20 protein-coding genes are annotated in these 20,484 nt (G+C 39.0%); 5 read left to right on the top strand and 15 right to left on the bottom strand.

The window, feature by feature from the left end; all coding sequences use genetic code 11:
• Window positions 1-3 precede the first annotated feature (3 nt).
• The 7 genes from AC2YJL_RS04240 to AC2YJL_RS04210 all read right to left on the bottom strand — a co-directional run bounded on the left by AC2YJL_RS04240 (window position 4) and on the right by AC2YJL_RS04210 (window position 8,468).
• Window positions 4-1,293, bottom strand: coding sequence for a lysine N(6)-hydroxylase/L-ornithine N(5)-oxygenase family protein (locus AC2YJL_RS04240; RefSeq protein ID WP_251568428.1), 1,290 nt, complete (start codon window positions 1,291-1,293; stop codon window positions 4-6).
• The gene (locus AC2YJL_RS04235) at window positions 1,272-1,865 is read right to left on the bottom strand and encodes a GNAT family N-acetyltransferase (protein ID WP_195696031.1); all 594 of its coding nucleotides are present in this window, start codon (window positions 1,863-1,865) and stop codon (window positions 1,272-1,274) included. The genes AC2YJL_RS04240 and AC2YJL_RS04235 overlap by 22 nt, the downstream gene beginning before the upstream one ends.
• The gene (locus AC2YJL_RS04230; protein WP_251568427.1) at window positions 1,862-3,616 is read right to left on the bottom strand and encodes an IucA/IucC family protein; all 1,755 of its coding nucleotides are present in this window, start codon (window positions 3,614-3,616) and stop codon (window positions 1,862-1,864) included. The genes AC2YJL_RS04235 and AC2YJL_RS04230 overlap by 4 nt, the downstream gene beginning before the upstream one ends.
• Window positions 3,594-5,114 carry a pyridoxal phosphate-dependent decarboxylase family protein gene (locus AC2YJL_RS04225; protein WP_251568426.1) on the bottom strand — a complete coding sequence of 507 codons (1,521 nt, stop codon included), beginning with the start codon at window positions 5,112-5,114 and terminating at the stop codon, window positions 3,594-3,596. Before AC2YJL_RS04225 ends, AC2YJL_RS04230 begins: the two co-directional genes overlap by 23 nt.
• Window position 5,115: 1 nt before the next feature.
• Window positions 5,116-6,480, bottom strand: coding sequence for an aspartate aminotransferase family protein (locus AC2YJL_RS04220; RefSeq protein ID WP_251568425.1), 1,365 nt, complete (start codon window positions 6,478-6,480; stop codon window positions 5,116-5,118).
• 261 nt (window positions 6,481-6,741) lie between these two features.
• Window positions 6,742-7,434: a copper homeostasis protein CutC gene (locus AC2YJL_RS04215; RefSeq protein ID WP_195696027.1), complete on the bottom strand. Its 693-nt coding sequence runs from the start codon at window positions 7,432-7,434 to the stop codon at window positions 6,742-6,744.
• 251 nt (window positions 7,435-7,685) lie between these two features.
• Complete coding sequence (locus tag AC2YJL_RS04210) at window positions 7,686-8,468, bottom strand: hypothetical protein (RefSeq protein ID WP_487374635.1); 783 nt, start codon at window positions 8,466-8,468, stop codon at window positions 7,686-7,688.
• Window positions 8,469-8,633: 165 nt separating this feature from the next.
• Between AC2YJL_RS04210 and AC2YJL_RS04205 the strand changes: the two genes are divergently transcribed.
• Entirely contained in the window at window positions 8,634-10,061 is a 1,428-nt protein-coding gene (locus AC2YJL_RS04205; protein ID WP_374199238.1) for a cryptochrome/photolyase family protein, read from the top strand.
• A gap of 240 nt (window positions 10,062-10,301) precedes the next feature.
• Window positions 10,302-11,507 carry an ATP-binding protein gene (locus tag AC2YJL_RS04200; protein WP_230933469.1) on the top strand — a complete coding sequence of 402 codons (1,206 nt, stop codon included), beginning with the start codon at window positions 10,302-10,304 and terminating at the stop codon, window positions 11,505-11,507.
• Window positions 11,508-11,854: 347 nt separating this feature from the next.
• Here AC2YJL_RS04200 and AC2YJL_RS04195 read toward each other — a convergent pair whose 3' ends face one another.
• Window positions 11,855-12,349: a metal-dependent hydrolase gene (locus AC2YJL_RS04195; protein WP_228459494.1), complete on the bottom strand. Its 495-nt coding sequence runs from the start codon at window positions 12,347-12,349 to the stop codon at window positions 11,855-11,857.
• Between the two features lie 107 nt (window positions 12,350-12,456).
• On the bottom strand, window positions 12,457-12,624 hold the full coding sequence (locus AC2YJL_RS04190) for a hypothetical protein (RefSeq protein WP_014458527.1): 168 nt from the start codon (window positions 12,622-12,624) through the stop codon (window positions 12,457-12,459).
• Window positions 12,625-12,747: 123 nt separating this feature from the next.
• On the opposite strand from AC2YJL_RS04190, the gene AC2YJL_RS04185 reads away from it, so the two are divergent.
• Window positions 12,748-12,990 (top strand): hypothetical protein, encoded by a 243-nt coding sequence (locus tag AC2YJL_RS04185; RefSeq protein WP_028410878.1) that lies wholly within the window; start codon window positions 12,748-12,750, stop codon window positions 12,988-12,990.
• A gap of 37 nt (window positions 12,991-13,027) precedes the next feature.
• On the opposite strand, the gene AC2YJL_RS04180 is transcribed toward AC2YJL_RS04185, so the two are convergent.
• The 3 genes from AC2YJL_RS04180 to gabT all read right to left on the bottom strand — a co-directional run bounded on the left by AC2YJL_RS04180 (window position 13,028) and on the right by gabT (window position 17,358).
• Complete coding sequence (locus tag AC2YJL_RS04180; RefSeq protein WP_230933470.1) at window positions 13,028-14,452, bottom strand: NAD-dependent succinate-semialdehyde dehydrogenase; 1,425 nt, start codon at window positions 14,450-14,452, stop codon at window positions 13,028-13,030.
• 31 nt (window positions 14,453-14,483) lie between these two features.
• Window positions 14,484-15,854, bottom strand: coding sequence for a sigma-54 interaction domain-containing protein (locus AC2YJL_RS04175; protein ID WP_487374634.1), 1,371 nt, complete (start codon window positions 15,852-15,854; stop codon window positions 14,484-14,486).
• Between the two features lie 148 nt (window positions 15,855-16,002).
• Entirely contained in the window at window positions 16,003-17,358 is a 1,356-nt protein-coding gene (gene gabT, locus AC2YJL_RS04170) for a 4-aminobutyrate--2-oxoglutarate transaminase (protein WP_195696023.1), read from the bottom strand.
• A gap of 275 nt (window positions 17,359-17,633) precedes the next feature.
• Between gabT and AC2YJL_RS04165 the strand changes: the two genes are divergently transcribed.
• A complete protein-coding gene (locus AC2YJL_RS04165; RefSeq protein ID WP_013058765.1) occupies window positions 17,634-18,059 on the top strand; it encodes a DUF2621 domain-containing protein in 426 nt (141 codons plus the stop codon).
• Between the two features lie 31 nt (window positions 18,060-18,090).
• Here AC2YJL_RS04165 and AC2YJL_RS04160 read toward each other — a convergent pair whose 3' ends face one another.
• From AC2YJL_RS04160 to AC2YJL_RS04150, 3 genes are all read right to left on the bottom strand, one after another.
• Window positions 18,091-18,582, bottom strand: a complete 492-nt coding sequence (locus AC2YJL_RS04160; protein WP_013058766.1) for a CcdC family protein — start codon at window positions 18,580-18,582, stop codon at window positions 18,091-18,093.
• A gap of 104 nt (window positions 18,583-18,686) precedes the next feature.
• Window positions 18,687-19,244, bottom strand: a complete 558-nt coding sequence (locus AC2YJL_RS04155; protein WP_013058767.1) for a DUF2179 domain-containing protein — start codon at window positions 19,242-19,244, stop codon at window positions 18,687-18,689.
• A gap of 207 nt (window positions 19,245-19,451) precedes the next feature.
• Window positions 19,452-20,159 (bottom strand): cytochrome c biogenesis CcdA family protein, encoded by a 708-nt coding sequence (locus tag AC2YJL_RS04150; protein WP_487374633.1) that lies wholly within the window; start codon window positions 20,157-20,159, stop codon window positions 19,452-19,454.
• Between the two features lie 139 nt (window positions 20,160-20,298).
• Between AC2YJL_RS04150 and AC2YJL_RS04145 the strand changes: the two genes are divergently transcribed.
• Window positions 20,299-20,475, top strand: a complete 177-nt coding sequence (locus AC2YJL_RS04145; protein WP_014458520.1) for an aspartyl-phosphate phosphatase Spo0E family protein — start codon at window positions 20,299-20,301, stop codon at window positions 20,473-20,475.
• Window positions 20,476-20,484 lie beyond the last annotated feature (9 nt).

Below are 20,484 nucleotides of genomic sequence, written 5' to 3'. Positions count from 1 at the left end.
TTCTTAAAATCCAAACTTTTGGAAGACAGTATTTCCATATATTTTGTACACGTTTTTACCTGCAATTTGATTAATCAAAACAGCATTTCGATAAGCGCCTAAACCTAAGTCTGGTGCTCCAACCCCGTGTGTATGAAGCTCTCCGTTTTGAACAAATAGCGGAGCGCCTTTTTTCTTCATCTCAACTTGATAGAATTCGCTAATTTTCAGCTGTCCTTTTTCATCAAACAGCAAATGTTCTTTTAAACCTTCCATAAAAGCAGGCTCTTTTGCATGATAGCCAGTAGCCATAATGACAATTTCACTTTCTTCTTTTTCAAACGAGTCCTGCTCGTATTGGTGAAGAGTAAGAAGATGTGTATCGTTTGTCTTTTCAACGCCTGCAAGTTCCGTAAGCGCGCGCATTGTTAGCGGCACTTCTTTCCCGCCAATCGTTCGTTCGTAAATCAACTCATAAATATCACCGATCGTTTCAAAGCTTATTCCTTTGTATAAAAGAGCTTGATTTCGTAAAACGCTCTCTTTTTTCTCTTCGGGCAATCTGTAAAAATAGCGGGTATAATCCGGTGAAAAATGTTCAAGGCCAAGCTTTGAATACTCCATCGGATAAAACCCTTTTGAGCGCGTATACCAATTCAGCTTGTAATCAAATTCAGGCTGCTGTTGAAGTAAATCGTAGACAATTTCAGCTGCGCTTTGTCCAGAGCCAATTACGGTTATACTTTTAGCCTTCAGCGTTTGTTCACGATTCATTTTGTACTGAGCGGAGTGATAGAACGTATCGCTGGCTACTGATTGAAAGTCTCTTGGCACTACGGGCTGAGTACCTACTCCGGTTACAAGATGATAGCTGTAAAAGGTATGAAGCCTCCCTTCTTTTTCAACTATTACTTCGTAGTAAGGTTTAGCATCTTCATGCATTTTTACTTCTTTTACTGTGCTGTTAAATTCAAGCCCGCTCAGCTGGCTTGCTACCCAGCGGCAATAATGATTGTATTCATTTCTCGGAATGTGAAACTTCTCAAAGAAATAAAACTGATACAAACGCTCTTGCTCATGCAAATAATTTAAGAACGTGTACGGACTCTTCGGATCCACCATCGTGACCACGTCTGCCATAAACGGGACTTGAAGAGTGGTCCCTTCTAAAAGCATTCCTGGATGCCAATTAAACTCATTTTTTTGTTCAAAACATTTATATGTACAATCTGCTTTATCAATTAAAGCTGCTAATCCTAAATTAAATGGACCAACTCCTACTCCAATTACGTCTAAAATGTCCCGTTGTTCCATTCGCTCCACCTTCTTTCAAATACTTTTCTTTCACATTTCAGCAGTACACCTGTTTTATCAGGCAGCGACACTTCTTTCATAAATTGAAAGCCGCATTTTTTAAATACTGCAATCATCTTTTCATTTCGTATATCTGGTTCCGCTATTACTTTAGCAGTATCTGCTACCTCGAACTTGTGCTTTAGTAAACCAAGAAGGAGCGGATAAATATAGCCTTTTCCTAAAAAAGCAGGTTCTCCAATTAATAAATGAATCCCTTGATCTCCTTTTTCGTAAGGGTAATAGTTACTGATAATATCGCCGTCAACCGTATAAGATTCCCAATAGCTCATAGGTACACCGTCAATTTCTCCAATTAACAGTTTTTGATGGGAATCAGCTAGAAATGTTTTTAAATGCTGCTCATACGCCTGTCTTGAAATATTTAAATTCCAATACGGAATAACATGCGGTTCATGCATCCACTTGTACAGCCGTTCGAAATCTTTTGCAAAAGAAACAGAGCGAAAGGTGATGCTCTGCTCCTTTTGCTGAATCATAAATGGATACTGCGTTTGTAATCCCGATTTCATACCCGTACACCTGCAGATTCGTACAGAGGATTTTCAACATTTACATAAACAGACTGCGTTTCAAGAGAGCCTACCAGCTCATCCATATCATGAACGCGCGTTAAGAAATTGGCTTTGCAAGGAAGCACTTGCTCTTCTAACATCGATGAAACAAGCCTCGTATGATCTTTTTCTTTGTACATCTCTATTTCTTGTCGCAGAATCAATAGCAGATCTGACTCTTGAACGAGGCCAGCTGCACCAAAAGCATTAACTAATCCTAAAATATGATTAAATAATACGTAATAACGAAATCTTTCTTCTGCTACAGCATCATCACATACCGTATCGCTTTCTCCGTTTAAGGAAGGAAGCAATTTGCGAAGCTCTTGTTCCTTTGATTTCATAAAGTAATAGCCTTGGTTGTCACGGTAGTAAAACATCGATGGATATCCGTTTTCATCAAGTTTAATAACGGAATTTTGCTGATGAGCTTCCAGCGCAATTCCTTTTTTAGTGTAAAGCCACATCATAGGATGAAAAGAAACATCTAAATAGCGTTTAAACCAGCGCTTGCTTATGTCTTCATTCGTGCTATTTTCACTTGAAACAATATGATTAATAATATTTTCAATTTGAGAAGCTTTCCCAAACACGTGATCTTGACACAAACTTGCTAAGAGCGTTGTACGGTTCCCGTGCTCACCTTGAAAAGGGTTGCTTCGAATCATGACTTCAAACCCAAGCTCCTTTGTTCCAAGCGTGATGTAAGCAGGGTCTTCAATCACTTGAAAAGCCGGATGATTTTCTTGAAGCTCCGCCTGTAGTCCCTTTTGCAATAAACGACTCACTTCTACACCTCTGCTTAATTCTTTACGTTTATTCACTCTTAGCGAATTCGTAATCTTCACCGGAATAGAGAATTTGTACATTACATCTGCATCTTCGCTGTATACGGTTCTAACAGACGAAGTTGGGTAAAACGGCTGACCGTGTGGCCCTAGATAAGCAAGCCTGCCTTTTTGAATCCATTCACACACTTCTTCTTTTCCTAAAAGATAACGAGCTTGCAGCGGATGCATAGGTATAAGTGAATAGTCGTCCGCTTGGCAATACGACTGTATGAATTCGTCAGAAACCTTCTTATCTTTTTTCAGCTGCTCTTTAATAAGCTGTGATGCGGTTTGACTCCCGGCGGACTGTTCTGCAACAAGCGATTTATGTGCTTTAAAATAATGAAGCTGAAATTTGCCGTTCACTTCAGGCCCAAATACCTCTTCTTCTTCAGGTAATATCCCTTGGCGGCTTTTAGGTGTTGGATGAAGCTGGTGGCCAATAAGCAAGGACTGCTCAGATTCTAAGAACGTTTTGTCCCATTTATAGCACGCTTCTAACTCTTTCTGTCTTTTTTCAATGAACAATTTCATATTTTCATAGCTTAGTAGCACACGTACAATTAACTCATTCACCTGTAGTAAATGATCTGTTACTTCTTTTAAAAGAAAGGCTAAAAGAGTGACGACATCTAACTCCTTGATCTCCTCTTTCTGAATGCGATAATAAAAGACCGGAAAGAACAAGTGACGTCCGGTAGCTGAGCGGTACTTTACTGGAAAGTAAAGAGTTACCGGCTGTTTTTCTAGCCTAAGAACGAGCGTTTCCTCGCTTTTCATTTCTGAAACGGACTGCCATACTCCCTTACCTGTTTCTCGAATATAGCAATTAATAATATTTTGCATCGTAATAAAATTAGCCGATAACTGAGCGTTCACGTAATCGCTCCTCCTTTTTCTCCAACTCTTTTCCTAAAGCCACGACTTCCTCTAACTGAGTGGCAACAGAATCAACTGTAATCATAGGATTTAACATCGTTAGCTTTAAATAAGCTTGCTCTTTATGCTTTGTTTTTGCCATGATAAAAGTGCCTTTTTCATATAAATGCTGCTGAATACGCTGATTTAACTTATTTTCATAATGCTGCTGTTTTTGACAATCACCATATAAAGTGCCTGGCACATAGCGAAATACAACCGCGTTCATATAAGGATCATTTAACACCGCAATATTCCTTTGCTTTCGTAAATGTTCAGCTGTTTGCTTAGCCGTTTCAATCGTATGATCAACCATTTTTCCATACTCATTTGTACCTACTGCACGGAAAGTCAGCCATAGCTTCAAGGCGTCAAATCGTTTGGTCGTTTGAATACTGCGATCTACCAAATGTACATGCTCATCTTCTTCAGGATTTAGATAATCTGCATGAAGCTGAATGTGTTTGAACATAGCTGAATTCTTCAGCAAAAATGCCCCGCAGCTTACCGGCTGATAAAACCACTTATGAAAATCCATCGTAATAGAATCTGCTCGTTCAAGAGCTTTTAAGCGCTCACGATATTTATGTGAAAACAGCAGCGCTCCTCCATAAGCGGCGTCAGCATGAAGCCAAAGCCCTTCTTTTTTAGCTAGCTCACTTATTTGAAAAAGAGGATCCACACTGCCAAAATCCGTTGTGCCTGCCGTTGCTACAATAGCAAAAGGAAGGTTTCCCTGTGCTTTAACTTCCCGTATTGCTTCTTCTAAATTTTCTATATCCATCTCGTGCCTTTCATTGCACTTTACACTCACCACCGCATTCATGCCCAGTCCAAGCTGAGCTGCAGATTGCTGTACCGTAAAGTGGGCTTTTTCGGAGCAGAAAATTCGCAGTTTTTTAGCTTCAAACGGTAAGCCTTCTTCATTAACATCGATGGAAAATGCAGCATGACAATACTCATTACGAGCAAGCAGAAGTCCCATATAATTCGACTGAGTCCCTCCGCTTGTAAAAACGCCGGAAGAAGAGCTTGGATAACCAATTTGTTGTGTTAACTCATCAATCACTTGATCTTCTATATACGTAGCTGCCGGACTTTGATCCCACGAGTCCATAGATTGATTTAAAGCAGAAATCATCACTTCTGCAGCAAGGGCCGGTATAATCGGAGGACAATGCAAGTGCGCCATTGCCCCCGGATGCGAAATATGAAGCGAATGATCCATCACTACGGCTTGTACGTCATCAAACAGATCTTCTAGCGGCTGTTCATGCTCGTTAAAATAGACCGAGCGATTGACTAAGTTCGATAGTTCGTGAATGTCTTTGTGAGTATAAGGGGCTTTTAGTGTATGGTAGTGACGTTTAATCATCTCAGTCATTCCGCCTATCATCGCTTCATAATTCTCGAGGCTTTCTTTTGATGATGATAAAAACCACTTTTCAAACGGCGCCATTCTATTTATTCACCCACTTCTCTTCTGCTGCTTTTACCGCTTCTTCAAATCTCGTCAATATTTCATCCGTTTGTTGTTTCGTTAAAATTAATGGAGGAAGCAAACGAATAACAGCACCATGTCTTCCGCCCACTTCTAAAATGACGCCTCTGTCGAAACATTCTTTTTGAATCAGCTTAGCTAACTCACCGTTTGCAGGATGACTGCCGATTTTATTAGCCGGCTTTGTTGCGTCGATGATTTCAACGCCCAGCATTAAACCTCTTCCGCGTACGTCACCAATTGAGAATACTTGCTTTTGAATATGTTTTAGCTGACTCTGAATATAAGCTCCTAATTCATGAGCATGTGCAGGTAAGTTTTCTTGTTTTATAAATTGCAGAGTAGCTCGTCCTGTAGCCATCGCAAGCTGATTTCCTCTAAATGTGCCGATATGTGCACCTGCTTCCCATTGATCAAGCTTTTTATCATATAGAACAACGGATAAAGGCAGGCTTCCTCCAATTGCTTTAGATAGTACTAATACATCCGGTTCGATATCAGCGTGTTCGAATGCATACAGCTTTCCTGTTCGTCCAATTCCAGTTTGAACTTCATCTACAATAAGCGGAATATTTCGTTCTTTTGTGATTCGGCGAAGCTCTTTTAACCATGGAATCGGCGCTGGAACAGAACCTCCTTCTCCTTGTACGATTTCTACTACAACACCCGCTGGAGTCACAATTCCGCTTTCCGGGTCATCCAGCATATTTTCAATATATGTACTAATGTACGTGTGGCCTTCCGAACCTACGCCAAACGGGCAGCGGTATTCATATGGATAAGGTAAAAAATGTGTATCAGGTACTAGTGCATGAATGTGCTTTTTGGGACTCGTTGTACCGCTGATGCTTAACGTTCCGTGCGTGGAGCCGTGATATCCCCCTTGAAAAGATAAAATCGTTCGGTTGCCTGTTGCTGTTTTTACAAGCTTCAAAGCCGCTTCAATCGCGTCTCCTCCAGTTGGACCGCAAAATTGGATTTTCGCTTTATTTGCAAAGTTTTCTGGTAAACTAGCGAATACTTCATCAACAAAAGCTTCTTTCACAGGCGTTGTTAAATCTAATGTATGTAAAGGAATAGATTTTGCTAAAACGTCTTGAATTGCTTCATGAACTACGTAATGGTTATGACCTAGAGCAAGCGTACCGGCTCCGGCTAAACAATCAATATACTCTTTTCCATCCATATCCGTGATCACGGCGCCTTTTGCTTGCTTAATTGCAATAGGAAGGCGTCTCGGATAAGACCTTGCATTGGATTCTCGTTCATTTTGCATAGCAAGCAGCATTTCATTTGATGTAAGTTGTTTCGTTGACGTTGACATATCATATCCTCCTGTTTATTCAATTGATAATGATTTTCATTAACAATTACAACAATAAATGATAATGATTATCACTGTCAATGATTATTCTGAAAATATGAAATTATTCCTATTCCACTCTAGACGCTTAAAAATTTAGCATTCTTATACGTATCAAGGGTTTAATAGGCTTTGTGATGTTTTCCAATTTGGGAAAACTATGTCATAAGTCCTTTTTTATTTGCAAATAAAAAAGTGCTACAATTTCTTGTAGCACTTCTGTTACTTTTGTTTATTCATCGTCTCTTTTGCAGCTTTTACACTCCTTGGGTCAAGCGGTTTCGTATATTGACAATTCACTCGAACTCCTGAACCAATACGAATTTCTTTCACGGGAGTAACGGATAAGAACGCTTGAAGATTTTCAGGTTTCAGCCCTTTTGTCCCGATTAAAATAATATCTTTATCTTTCATTCTTCTTAACAGTTTTTTAATATGAGGAATACCGTTTAGTGCACTTTTATCCGCTCCTGAAGTCATGACACGCTGAATTTGCTTATAGCTTAAAAGCGTTTCAAGCGCCTTTTCTTGATCACTGATTTCATCAAATGCTAAGTGGAACGTTACATTCATTTCTCCTGCCGCATCCAGCAGTCGCTTTAAAGCTTGCTCATCAATAATTTTGTCTTCTGTTAAACAGCCCATTTCAATTCCATCAATGCCAATTTCTCTTGCATAGTGAATATCTTCAATCATTGTTTGCAAGTCATCTTCATCATATTGAAAAGATTGATTATGCGGACGAATCATCACAAATATTGGGATATGTATCGTTTCTTTCACTTTTTTCATCAAACCGTAGCTTGGGGTTAAGCCGCCTTCACCGATTCCAGTTACAAGGCTTATACGATCGGCACCATGTTCCTGGGCAACTTTAGCATCATGTAAGGTTGCAGCTGTGACTTCTAATATCATTCTAAAAACACCCTTTCCCCTTTAATATAGAGCTTTTGCCTTCTTTTCCCTGTATTTATACTTAAAAAACTCTACCAAACTCTCTTATGTAAGAAAACACCCAAAAGATGTGATTAATATTTTCAAAAAATTGAATGTCATGGAAAAAGAGTAAGAACTATTCTTTTTCTCATGACGTTTCAATTAATAAAATTCTATATTTATACTAAAGATTCAAAAATACATCCCTTTTATCTAGGGTAAAGGGTTTATTAAAAAGAACGTGGATTTGTTTGTTGCATGAACATCCAATCATTTAAAGAATGAGGCTGCTGATGATCAACTGGTGCTGATAAATCGCGGCATCCGCAATCATGCATCGGCATCTGACCCATTCCTCCGTGCATTGGCGGCATTCCACCTTGCATCGGCATTTGGCCCATTCCTCCGTGCATTGGCGGCATTCCACCTTGCATCGGCATTTGGCCCATTCCTCCGTGCATTGGCGGCATTTCACCTTGCATCGGCATTTGACCCATTCCTCCGTGCATTGGCGGCATTCCACCTTGCATCGGCATTTGACCCATTCCTCCGTGCATTGGCGGCATTCCACCTTGCATCGGCATTTGGCCCATTCCTCCGTGCATTGGCGGCATTCCACCTTGCATCGGCATTTGACCCATTCCTCCGTGCATTGGCGGCATTCCACCTTGCATCGGCATTTGACCCATTCCTTCGTGCATTGGCGGCATTCCACCTTGCATCGGCATTTGACCCATTCCTCCGTGCATTGGCATTCCGTCTTGCATCGACATTTGACCCATTCCTTCATGCATTGGCGGTAGCTCTCCGTACATTGGCATTTGATTCATTTCTTTTTGCATCGGCGGCATTTCTCCATGCATTGGCATTTGATTTGCGCCTTCTTGCATCGGCATTACCTGCATTTCTTTTGCAGAAGGCATAGGCGGCATTTTAGCAGGTTTAGGTGCTGCTTGCATATATGGATTGGATATCGGTTGTCCGGTTTGTTTCATTCCATACGAATTTCTCATTTTTAAGGGCTCCTTCCCATTCTCTTACTCTGTTTACGTTATTCTTTTTACCATCAATCTGAAATTCGTCCATAAGAAAATAGGCCTTCTACACATTCAAAATTGTAGAACGTATAAGAAAAAAGCTATAATCGAGGCAAATTGCAGATAGAAAGGTGGCACATGATGAATAAAACCATTATCGTATGGATTCGAAAAGATTTTCGGCTGGTTGATAACCCAGCTCTATTTCACGCAGCTAAAGAAGGAATAGTTGTACCTATTTATATCCATGACGACTATGAAGAAAGCTCAATGGGAAGTGCAAGTAAATGGTGGCTTCACCATGCGCTGAATGACTTTAAAACCTCGATTGAAAAAATAGAAGGAACGCTGATTGTACAAAAAGGAAACCCTAAAGATGTGTTGCAAAAATTACTCCATGAAACGAATGCACAAGATATTTATTGGAATAGATGCTATGAACCACATGCGCTAAAAAGAGATAAAGAGCTTCAAGCTTTTTTTTCAGAGCAACAAATAAATATTCGCACATTTGAGGGATTTCTCCTTCATGAACCTTGGAAAATCACAAAAGAAAATGGAGACCCTTATAAAGTATTTACAGCTTATTATAAAGCTTCTCAAAAACATTCCGTATCTTCTGCTGTAAAAAAAGTTACTTCCATACAGGCTTCCTCTAAACCTGTTGAGTCTCTTTCAGTCTCCGATCTCGATTTGCTTCCAAGCATACCGTGGGATGAAACGATTAGGTCAACGTGGGAAGCTACGGAAAAAGGCGCTGTGGATGTCTTCAAAACGTTTTTAAAGAATAAGCTGCTTCATTATGAAAAAGGACGGGATTTTCCTGCTGAAGCATTAAATTCGTTTCTATCTCCTTATTTTGCCACAGGACAGCTCTCAGCTCGAGTCCTTTATCATTATTTGAGAACTAAAGCTGAAAAAGTACGTTCTGATGCTTTTGAACAGCAAGCTGAAATGTTTATTCGTCAACTTATATGGAGAGATTTTGCTTATCAGCTGCTTTATCATTTCCCGCACACTACAACTGAACCGCTTAATGAAAAATTTAAGCAATTTCAGTGGGCTGACGGCAATGAAGAGCTTCAAGCTTGGAAAAATGGAAAAACCGGCTATCCCCTTGTCGATGCCGGAATGCGAGAGCTGTGGGAAACAGGTTTTATGCACAATCGAGTTCGAATGGTAGCTGCTTCCTTTTTAGTAAAGCACCTTTTAATTCATTGGAAACACGGAGCAAATTGGTTTTTTGATACCTTAGTAGACGCAGATTTAGCTAATAACACAATGGGCTGGCAGTGGGTTGCAGGCTCGGGTGCAGACGCCGCGCCATATTTTCGTATTTTTAATCCAATTACTCAATCAGAAAAATTTGATAAAGAAGGAGAATATATTAAAAAGTGGCTTCCAGAGCTTAAGGATATTCCTTCTTCTTATATTCATAAACCTTGGGAGGCCCCAGCAGACGTATTAGAAAAAGCAAACGTTACACTTAATAAAACATACCCGGCTCCAATTGTCGATCATAAAGCAGCTAGAGAGCGCGCGCTAGAGCATTATCAGCATATCAAATAAGAGGTAAATCACGCCTCTTATTTGATATGCTGAATTTTTTAAACGTGTAAAAAATTCCCTTTCTTATCTATTTGCAACTAAAAACATGTATTTGAAATCTCTATATAGGGTTTTCAAGCCCTATTCCCCTCCCTATAGCACATTTGATTTTTCATATTTTTTCCTATAATTTGAATATATAATAATGATTATATATGCTTGAGAACTCTCTCATTGCATAGATCTGATTGGAGTGATTCGATGTCCGTTTGTCCTTCTTGTAACTATAAGGAAGATTATAATTTTTGTAGAATGTGCGGCACTCAAGTTCGGCACACCTTCACCAACCAAGAAGATCAGCTTTTTTATCCATTAAAAGATCGAATCATTACAGATGACAATGAACCAAAGCATCAAGCTATTTTATCTCATACCCATGATTTAGTATGTGCTATTACTGAAGATGGGATTTATGAATACGCTTCTCCTTCTTACGCTAAAACGTTAGGCGTTTATCCCGATGAACTTATTGGACAACATGTGCTTATCAATGCGTATCCCGAAGACAAACACATAATCTCCACTATTTTAGCTAACATGAGCAAAACAAAAGAGGCCTCCACATTTGAATACCGAAAGTTTCATGTGAACGGCACCATCGTTTTATTAGAATGTAAAGGCGCTCCAATTATCACATCTACGGGAGAAATCGAAGGGTTTGTATTTGTCTCACGAGACGTAACAGAAAAAAGACAAGCAGAGAAAAAGATCCGAAATTCAGAAAAACTTTCTGTCATTGGTCACCTTGCTGCAAGTATCGCACACGAGGTTAGAAATCCTTTAACAACCATTAAAGGGTTTATACAACTGTTCAGTGAGACACAGCAACCGAAAAAAACAATGATTTATCGAGATCTCATTCAGCATGAACTTTCACAAATTGAACATATTATCACAGAGTTTATGAGTTTAGCTAAACAAGAGTACGTATATACAGACAACCTTGTTATTACCGACTTGTTAGATGAGGTATTAAAGCAATTTGAACCGGCTACTGGAGTCAAAAACATCCACATCATTCGCCATTATCCAAAAGAACATCCCCTGCTCATTAGTGGACAAAAAACACAGCTAACCCAAGTATTTATTCATGTTATACAAAATGCCATTGATTCGATGGAAAGCGGCGGCAAGCTGGCAGTATCAATTGAAAAATCAGCTAGAGAAACGCTGTGCATTGTGATAAAAGACAATGGATGTGGAATTGATTCAAAGCGTATCCCTCATATAGGAGAGCCTTTTTATACAACAAAAGAACGAGGAATAGGCCTAGGACTAACAATTTGCAACAAAATTATTAACGAACATAATGGTTTTTTTCATGTAGCCAGTGAAAAAAATGACGGCACAAGTATTACCATTACCCTTCCTATGAAAACGACTGAACTTTACGTAGTGGAAGCCTAAAAGAGAGATTGAGACATAACTAAATCACTTCCATTTAAAGACGAACAAATGAGATCGCACGGCTCGCTCGCTTATGACACTGCTGTTGATATCAGTACAAGGCTTCGCTTTCCGCGGGCGGCCGATGAGCCTTCTCGTCGCTAGGCTCCTTCGGGGTCGTATCTAGTCTTAGTCTACTTTCCCCGCAGGAGTCTTCGCCTTGCCCTCCAGTCAACCACTAGAAGCAACAAAACAGATAACACCCACGTTTACCATTCCAATAAAAAACGAACCACCGATCAAATATTTTGATCAATGGTTCGTCATTCACCTCAGCTAACATACTGTTGTCCCAGCCTCTTCTTCCTTTAAAACAGCTGAGTGTACAGCTGATACTTATAAAGCATATAAAAACTTCCTATCACTGCCAGGTAAAAGATGAGAGTCTCTGCTCCACCACCTGTTTCATATGTTAAAGGAGGCTTAAACTTCTTCTTGCTAAGAGGAGAGAAAAAAGGTACCCCTCGTTTAGAAAAGAAATCTCCAAGAATATGAAAAGCGTATCCATAGGCTATCCCTAATGTAAAATCGTTGTTATACATCGTATGTAAATAAAAAATAAGTCCACTTGCAAGAATAGAATGCGTAATACCTCGGTGTCCAAAAATAGATTTAATGACTTTTGCGAGACCAAGAGATCTTCTACCAATATATGAATTTGGTTCATCAATATCAGGAAGCAGCGCTCCAATCGCAATGCCTACAACATAAGGAAATGTAAACGAAGCGTCTCCTGTTATAGCCACACCGGCACCGGCAGCAATCGATGTTGCAATATGTGTGTGATATCTCAAATATGCCACCTTCTTTCTTTTTCAACTTAAGGCAAGCACTGTGAACAAAATCACACATATGTTCGCCCAACGTTAACTATAAGTGAAGGTGGTAAAAATGTCAAAATAATCTATGATTACGTAAGCTGCAGACCGACTAACCCAATAAGCATCACAAGAAAACTAATAAGAGTACCCTTTCCATTTTTCTTTGCTCTTCCATCTTTTTTGACAATAGAATAAATCCACGTACTCGAATACACAGCGAATCCAAGAAAACCAAATAACGTGATATATGTAAACATACCGAAACTCCTTTGCTTGTCATTACTATTAACTATACGAGATTTTATAAAAAAAACAAAGTAGTATGACGGCTTGTTTAATATCTCTTTCTTTTTCTTATACTAGGAAGAGGAGGGATGGCTATGCAACAGAAGCAGTTGGAAGATATATTCGACTTCTATGGGTTAAGTGAGGTTTATCGCGGCAATTTTGAGGATGTTGAACACCACTGGTTATTTAAAGACGTGGAGGCAACTATACTTGAAGATTTTTTTAACTCTCACGATTGCGAAGATCTTGAATGCTGTACTCTAGAAGAATTTTGTTTTTTATTCATGAATTTTCAATCAATCCATGCACAAATTCCCCACGTGTACTATTACTAAAAAAAGTGATTTCGCAGGAAAGCGAAATCACTTTTTGTTAAAAGCCTAAAGAAATATATTTTACTTCTAAGTATTCTTCAATTCCGTAATGTCCGCCTTCACGTCCAAGTCCACTTTCTTTAAAGCCGCCAAACGGCGCTTGTGGTGTAGAAGGTAGTCCATCATTTAGTCCTACAATACCATATTCTAAAGCTTCAGCAATACGAATAGCTTCTGAAATATTTTCAGTGAACACATAAGCTGCTAATCCGTAAGGCGAGTTATTTGCACGGCGAATAACTTCTTCTTCTGTTTGATACGTCGCAATTGGAGCAATTGGCCCGAATGTTTCTTCGTACATACAAAGCATATCGTCTGTTGCACCATTTACAACCGTAGGCTCAACAAAAAGTCCGCTTCCTTCTTCGCGTACAGCCCCTCCAGTTAAGACGTTTCCGCCTTTTGCTACAACATCATCTAAGTGGCGCTTTACTTTTTCTAACGCTTTTTCATCGATCAGAGGTCCGATATCCGTACCTTCTTCTAAGCCGTTTCCGACTTTCAGCTGACTAACAGCCGCTGCAAACTGCTCTGCGAACGGTTTAGCAACAGATTCGTGCACGTAGATGCGGTTTGTACATACGCATGTTTGACCAGCGTTACGGAATTTAGAAGCAATTGCATTTGTTACTGCTTTATCTAAATCAGCATTTGCTGTTACGATAAACGGAGCGTGTCCGCCTAATTCTAAAGACACTTTTTTAACCGTATCAGCTGCTCCGCGCATTAGCAGTTTACCTACTTCTGTAGAGCCCGTAAACGATAGTTTACGTACGCGTCCATCTTGAAGCCACGCTTCTCCAATCGCTTTTGCATCTCCCGTAACTACATTAATTACGCCTTTTGGAATACCCGCTTCTTGTGCCAGCTCTGCTAGTCGAAGAGCCGTTAGTGGCGTTTGTTCTGCCGGTTTAATAACCGCTGTACATCCAGCTGCTAAAGCTGGCGCTACTTTACGCGTAATCATAGCTGCCGGGAAGTTCCAAGGTGTAATAGCTGCCATGACTCCCACAGGCTGCTTATGAGCAAATAATCGTTTATTAGGAGAAGAAGCTGGGATTGTTTCTCCGTAAATGCGTTTTCCTTCTTCTGCGTACCATGAAACGAATCCGTTGGCATAGCCAATTTCACCTTTTGCTTCTTTAAGAGGCTTGCCTTGTTCGACTGTCATTATTTCAGCAAGTTCATCGGTATGTTCTTCAATCAGCTGATGCCATTTAAATAATAATTTACCGCGCTCTTCTGCTGTTTTTTTAGACCATGTTTGAAACGCTTCATAAGCAGCATCTGCTGCTAGCTTCGCTTCTTTTTCTCCACCTTTTGCAACAGTAGCCACTACTTCATTTGTTGCTGGATTTACCACTTCGTATGTATCATTTGCTGAAACAAATTCTCCGTTAATATATAAGTTTGCTTGCTTCATATTTCTTCACTCCCTGCTTAAATTTATCTACTCACTGTTCTGTGCTGTCCGAAACGTACTTTCGAATTTTACGACTCGCTTGTGATTGGCTAATACCAAGCTGTTCCGCTACTTTGTAAGACGACCTATGCTGTTCAAACGCCTTTATGACCATCTCTTTTTCCACATGTTCAATCATTTCAGGAAGCGTATGGACAGGTGGATCGACAGCAAACTCTTTTGCAAAAGGCAAATCTTTAAGCGTAATCATTTCTTCACCTGTAACAACCAGACGCTCAATGATATTTTCCACTTCACGAACGTTTCCTTTCCATTCTTGTCCTAAGAACGCATCTAACGCCTTTGGTGATAAACGTACATTACGTTCGTATACTGTATTAAAATGGTGAAGAAACTGATAGACAAGCGGCAGAATATCTTCTTTTCGCTCTCGTAAAGGAGGTATGATAATCGGCACTACGTTTAGCCGATAGTACAAATCACGTCTAAACTTTCCTTCTTCCACCATTTGTTCTAGATTTTGATTCGTAGCAGCAATGATTCGTACGTCTATTGATACTGCTCTTGTTGAGCCCACGGGACGAATGGTACGGTCTTGCAGCACGTGGAGCAACTTACTTTGTGCCGAAAGAGAAAGTTCACCAATCTCATCTAGAAAAAGCGTGCCTTCGTTGGAAAGCTCAATGATCCCTTTTTTCCCTTCTCGAAATGCTCCAGTGAACGTACCGCCTTCATAGCCAAATAGCTCTGATTCAATAAGCTGTTCGGGTAGCGCTGCACAGTTAAGTTCATGATACGGCTGCTGTTTTCTTGTACTAAGCTGGTGAAGCAGTTTTGCTACTCTGCTTTTTCCTACTCCTGTTTCTCCAAGTAAAAGAACGGTTGTATTTACAGAAGCAACTCGTTGAATGGTTGAAAAAACTTTTTTCATCGCTTCGCTTTTTGTCACGATGCCTTCTAAATCGACGGCTTCGTTTAACTCTTTTTTATAATTTTCAAGCTGTTCTTCCATCTCTTCTACTTTTCGTTTTAATTCCATCAAGTCTGTGAGATCTCGTGAATAGCTAATAACGCTTTTTAAATGACCGTCGTTTGTAAATACCGGCCTTGTCCGCACATGAAGATACCTGCCGGAGTTTGTTTTTTGAACCAATTCAATCGCTTGATTGGATTCAATCACTTTTAACGTGGCCGAAGGATAAAAAATACCCATTTCCTGCAGTTCTTTTACGTGCTTTCCAATAAAATCTTCCACTTTCAAAGCATAGTTTTTTTCACACTCTGAATTTACAACTAACACATATCCATTCGCATCAGTTACAAAGATTTCATCAAATGATGACTCAAATATATCGTAAAGTTCGTCGTTAATTTGCTGAATATGCCTTTTATGAATGGTCATTTGAATCACCTTTTCGTCAAAAAATAATTATTATTTTATTTTATCAGAAAATGAAAAATCTATAAATAGAGTGTCCAAACATACCCATTCTTTGTGATTCATGAAGAATGAGTGAAGAGCCCTCTCTTCACTCATGCCTCAGTTTCTCTTATACTTCAACCGTTTGCTGCACGCTTGCTTCTAGTGCTGCTTCAAAAATAGCTAAGCCTTCTTCTAGCTGCTCATCCGTAATAACAATTGGCATTAAGATACGAAGAACGTTTCCAAATACTCCTGCGCTAAGCAGTAATAATCCACGCTTGTTTGCTTCTTTTACGATACGCTGTGTAAGCTCCTTGTCCGCTTCTTTTGTTTCACGATCTTTTACAAGCTCGATAGCAGACATCGCTCCTAATCCGCGAATATCACCGATACAGTCATATTTTTCTGCTAGTTTTTCAAATCGTGATGTTACTACTTTTCCAAGGTACTCACCGCGTTCGTTTAGCTTTTCTTCTTCAATGATATCAAGTACAGCTAAGGCTGCTTCACATCCAAGAGGACTTCCGCAGTACGTTCCACCAAGCTCACCAGGATTAGATTCATCCATGATTTCAGCACGGCCAATGACACCGCTGATTGGTACGCCAGCTCCTAGGGATTTTGATACCGTAATTAAATCAGGCGCCACGTCAAAATGTTCAATACCGAAGTAGCGGCCCGTACGTGCAAATCCTGCTTGAATTTCATCTGATACAAATAAAATTCCGTGCTCTTTACATAATTGATACACTTCTTGCACAAAACGTTTACCTGGAACGATGAAGCCACCTTCACCTTGAATCGGCTCCATTACAACAGCTGCAATCGTTTCCGGTGCTACTTCTGTATTTAAGAAGTTTTTAAATTCTGTAATCATGAAATCTTCGTATGCTTCAACTGATAATCCTTGTGGACGGCGATACTCATAAGGATATGGAGCTTTGTATACTTCAGGAGCAAACGGTCCAAATTCATATTTATATGGTTTTACTTTACTTGTCATTGTCATTGTCATTAATGTACGGCCATGGAAACCGCGGTTAAAGGAAATAATTCCTTGACGCTTTGTATATTTACGAGCAATTTTCACTGCGTTTTCTACAGCTTCTGCTCCGCTATTTAAAAGTAATACTTTCTTGTCAAATTCACCAGGGGCAATTGCTGCTAATCTTTCTGCAAGCTCTACGTATGACTCATACATCATTACGTTAAATCCTGTGTGAATAAAACGGTCTACTTGTTTGTGAAGCGCTTCTTTTACTTTTGGATGACTGTGTCCTACATTGATTGTGCCAATTGCGCCTACGAAATCAATAAACGTATTGCCATCGACATCTTTAACGATCGCCCCTTCAGCCGTATCAGCAAATGTCGGAATGCCATAACTTACACCTTTCGGAATGGCACGGTGTCTTCTATCTAATAATTGCTTTGCATTTTCTCCCGGTAAATTTGTTGCTACTTTGCTAAAAGTTTGACTCATTTTTATCTTCCTCTCATATTAAATAATTCTTCAATTAGTTTATATGCAAAAAACGTGCCAACTTTTAAAAAGCTGAAAAATAAGCATTTTTAGACAATTCTAACGATAATTCACTCATTAATGAGTCTATATAAACTTATCGACGAGTCAAAAAAGACTTCCCTCTCGCACAAAGTACAGGAATTTTATATTGCCATAAAAGGAACAAGGCTTTTATAATAAATGTATAAATATAGTAATATTAGGAGTGACCTCTTTATAAAGGAGTGAAAAATATGCTAGAGGGCTGGTTTTTATGGGTTATTTTATTTTGGGTAGTCTTTTTAATGAGCATGTTTGCTATCGGCGGATTTTTTATGTTCAGGAAGTTTTTAAAGCGCTTACCAAAAGAAGACGGCATGTCTGAGCTTGATTGGCAAGATCACTATCTTTCCAAAACCGTCCACCTTTGGTCAGCTGATCAAAAGCAGCTATTAAACGTTCTTGTTGAACCAGTACCTGAACTGTTTCGCGATGTAGCCAAACAAAAAATCGCGGGGAAAATTGGGGAACTCGCAATTGAAGAACAAGCAGCCTCTATAACGGAAGACTTAATCGTACGTGGATACATTTTAGCTACGCCTAAACGTGATCATAAATTTTTATTAAAAACATTAAAAAAACAAAAAATAGATGCCGTCCCCTATCAGCATTTATTTTAAATCAAAAAAGGTGGCTGCGTAGCCACCTTTTTTAGTTTAATATTGTTGTATTAGCAAGACGATCATTATGCAGCTTTCGTTCGAGCTTTTTGTACGATGTGTACATCGCAATGCGCCAAGGTACAATCATACCAAATGCTAAAATCCAGAACATACCGCCAAGCTGGCCAACATCAATTGAAGAACTTAAATATATTTTCATTGCAATTCGAATAATAAGCAAACCAATAATAATGAATGCAAAAGCTTTTGAACGCTTCAAGTAAATATGATCGTCACGAATTTCAAATTTAGACGTTTTAATTAACAGGATTGAGAAAATCATGCCTGCTATTAACGCCTCAAGCAGTTCTGCACCCGTTACTCGAAACATTGGGAAAATAAACATTAACGCTCCCGTACTCATAAAAAAAGGCGGAAGTATAATTTTTTTTGCATTCGTTGGTTTATCAGCAGCTTTCATTCGAACAACTAATATGAAAGAAGCCATAAAAATTGCGACAAGTGTCGAAGCAATAACCAATGAAATCCTTCCTTTACTATAGTTTAGTGTTTACTTATATTATAATCCAAAAAACATCAGAAGTAAAAGTGCAACAAAAAAACAGAAGAGGATCTCTTCTGTTTTTATTTAGTAGAGGTGATATCTGCTTTTGCTTTTTGCTTTTGTTTTTGCTTTTTCATTGCTTTTAGTAAGAACCCGCCTTTAAATTTACGCGGCTCGTATGAAATAATGAAAGCACGAGGCTCATATTCTTCAATGAATGCTAATAGCTCTTCTTCTCTACTTCTTTTTGTTAAAATGTCTAATCTATAGCGTGCACTGTCTCTTCCTTCTCCTTGGTAAACAGTAACACCAAAACCTTCCTGTCGAAGGCGGTTAATCAACTCTTCATTTTTGGTCATAAGGTTAACTAAGAATGTTGTATATCCGATAGCAAGCCTAGATTCGATATAACTTCCAAGGATAATTCCCACTCCAAACCCAACTGCATATACAACCATAGCAAGCGTGCTTTGATCTCCTGAAAATACAAGAGATAAGCCGAATACATAAATTAACGCTTCAACAAATCCAAAAACTGAGGCATACATACTCATACCTTTGACTAAAAAAATTGTGCGCAGCGTCAAGATCGGTACATAGATCAGTTGCAAAAGCAAGATTAACAAAATATCTTTCAATTTACACACCTCTTTTTAACAATTAAAAATATGACGATTTCATTGTATCACTCCGTATTTATAGAAGATATAGTAAAAATAAATTTTTTCTATATATTTTTTTACCCCATATTCTTGTATATTTCCTAAGAGCGAAAGTAACTATTTTGTCTTTTGAAAAATAAAAAGAATCTGTCAATTATCAGATTCTTTTTTGTATCATTTTCCTTAAAAGCCCGTAAACCCTCCAAATACGCTCGTTGTATAAATAATAATTTTTGTCATCCAGTCAAAATACAAAACAAATCCCATGCCAATCATTGCGTATCCGCCAACTTTCATCATGGAATTCATATGTTTTTTTAACCAGTTCATTTTCCCAATAAAAAACGTCATGATAAAAAATGGAATAGAAAATCCAAGTGAATAAGCTATCATATACAAAAGGCCAGAGCCTGGGTTTGTCGCTGCAAGCGCCATAACCGATACTAAAATAGGGCCCGTGCACGGAGTCCAGCCCGCAGCAAACGCCATGCCTATGAAAGAAGAACCTAAGAGACCAGCCGGCTTATTTGCGAATCTAAGCTTATGTTCTTGCATAAGAATGCGAGGCTTAAAAATCCCTAGTACAACTAGACCAAAGAAAATAATAAGAATAGCGCCAATCTGCCGGATTAAATCCTTATAGTTAAAAAACCACTGACCAATAAAAGACGTCGCAAAACCAATCATAATAAAAATGACAGAAAACCCAAGCAAAAAGAAAGCTGTGTGAATAAAAGCTTTTCGCTGATGCGACTTAGCGCCTTCCTTTAGCTCGCTAACTGATACTCCCGTTATGTACGATAAAAAAGCTGGGTATAAAGGCAAACAGCAAGGTGAAATAAACGATAAAAAACCTGCGCCAAATGCCAAAAACAAATTTAAATCTCCCACATTTCACACTTCCCTTTTTTGTTCTTTTTGTTCTTTTTCGTTACCATTTTGTAACCAAATTGTCTTATCTCACTTCTTTCAAATAGTACCATTATCTTGTATAATTAGGTAAACGACTTGTTAGAAGGGATACATAGCATTGGCCAAAAAAGATATTCTATTAGCGATTGAAAAGAAACGAGAAGAACTCATCCGCATAGTCCGAGTAAGTGGATTAAACTCTCCACCTGCTATTAAACATAGTCAAGAATTAGATCATTTATTAAACGTTTACAATGAATTCCCTGCTCAAACGACAGAAACAACCTCTCCATGAAGGTTGTTT

The organism is Priestia sp. SRI_019 (assembly GCF_057586255.1).
This window is presented reverse-complemented; position numbering and strand designations above follow the sequence as displayed.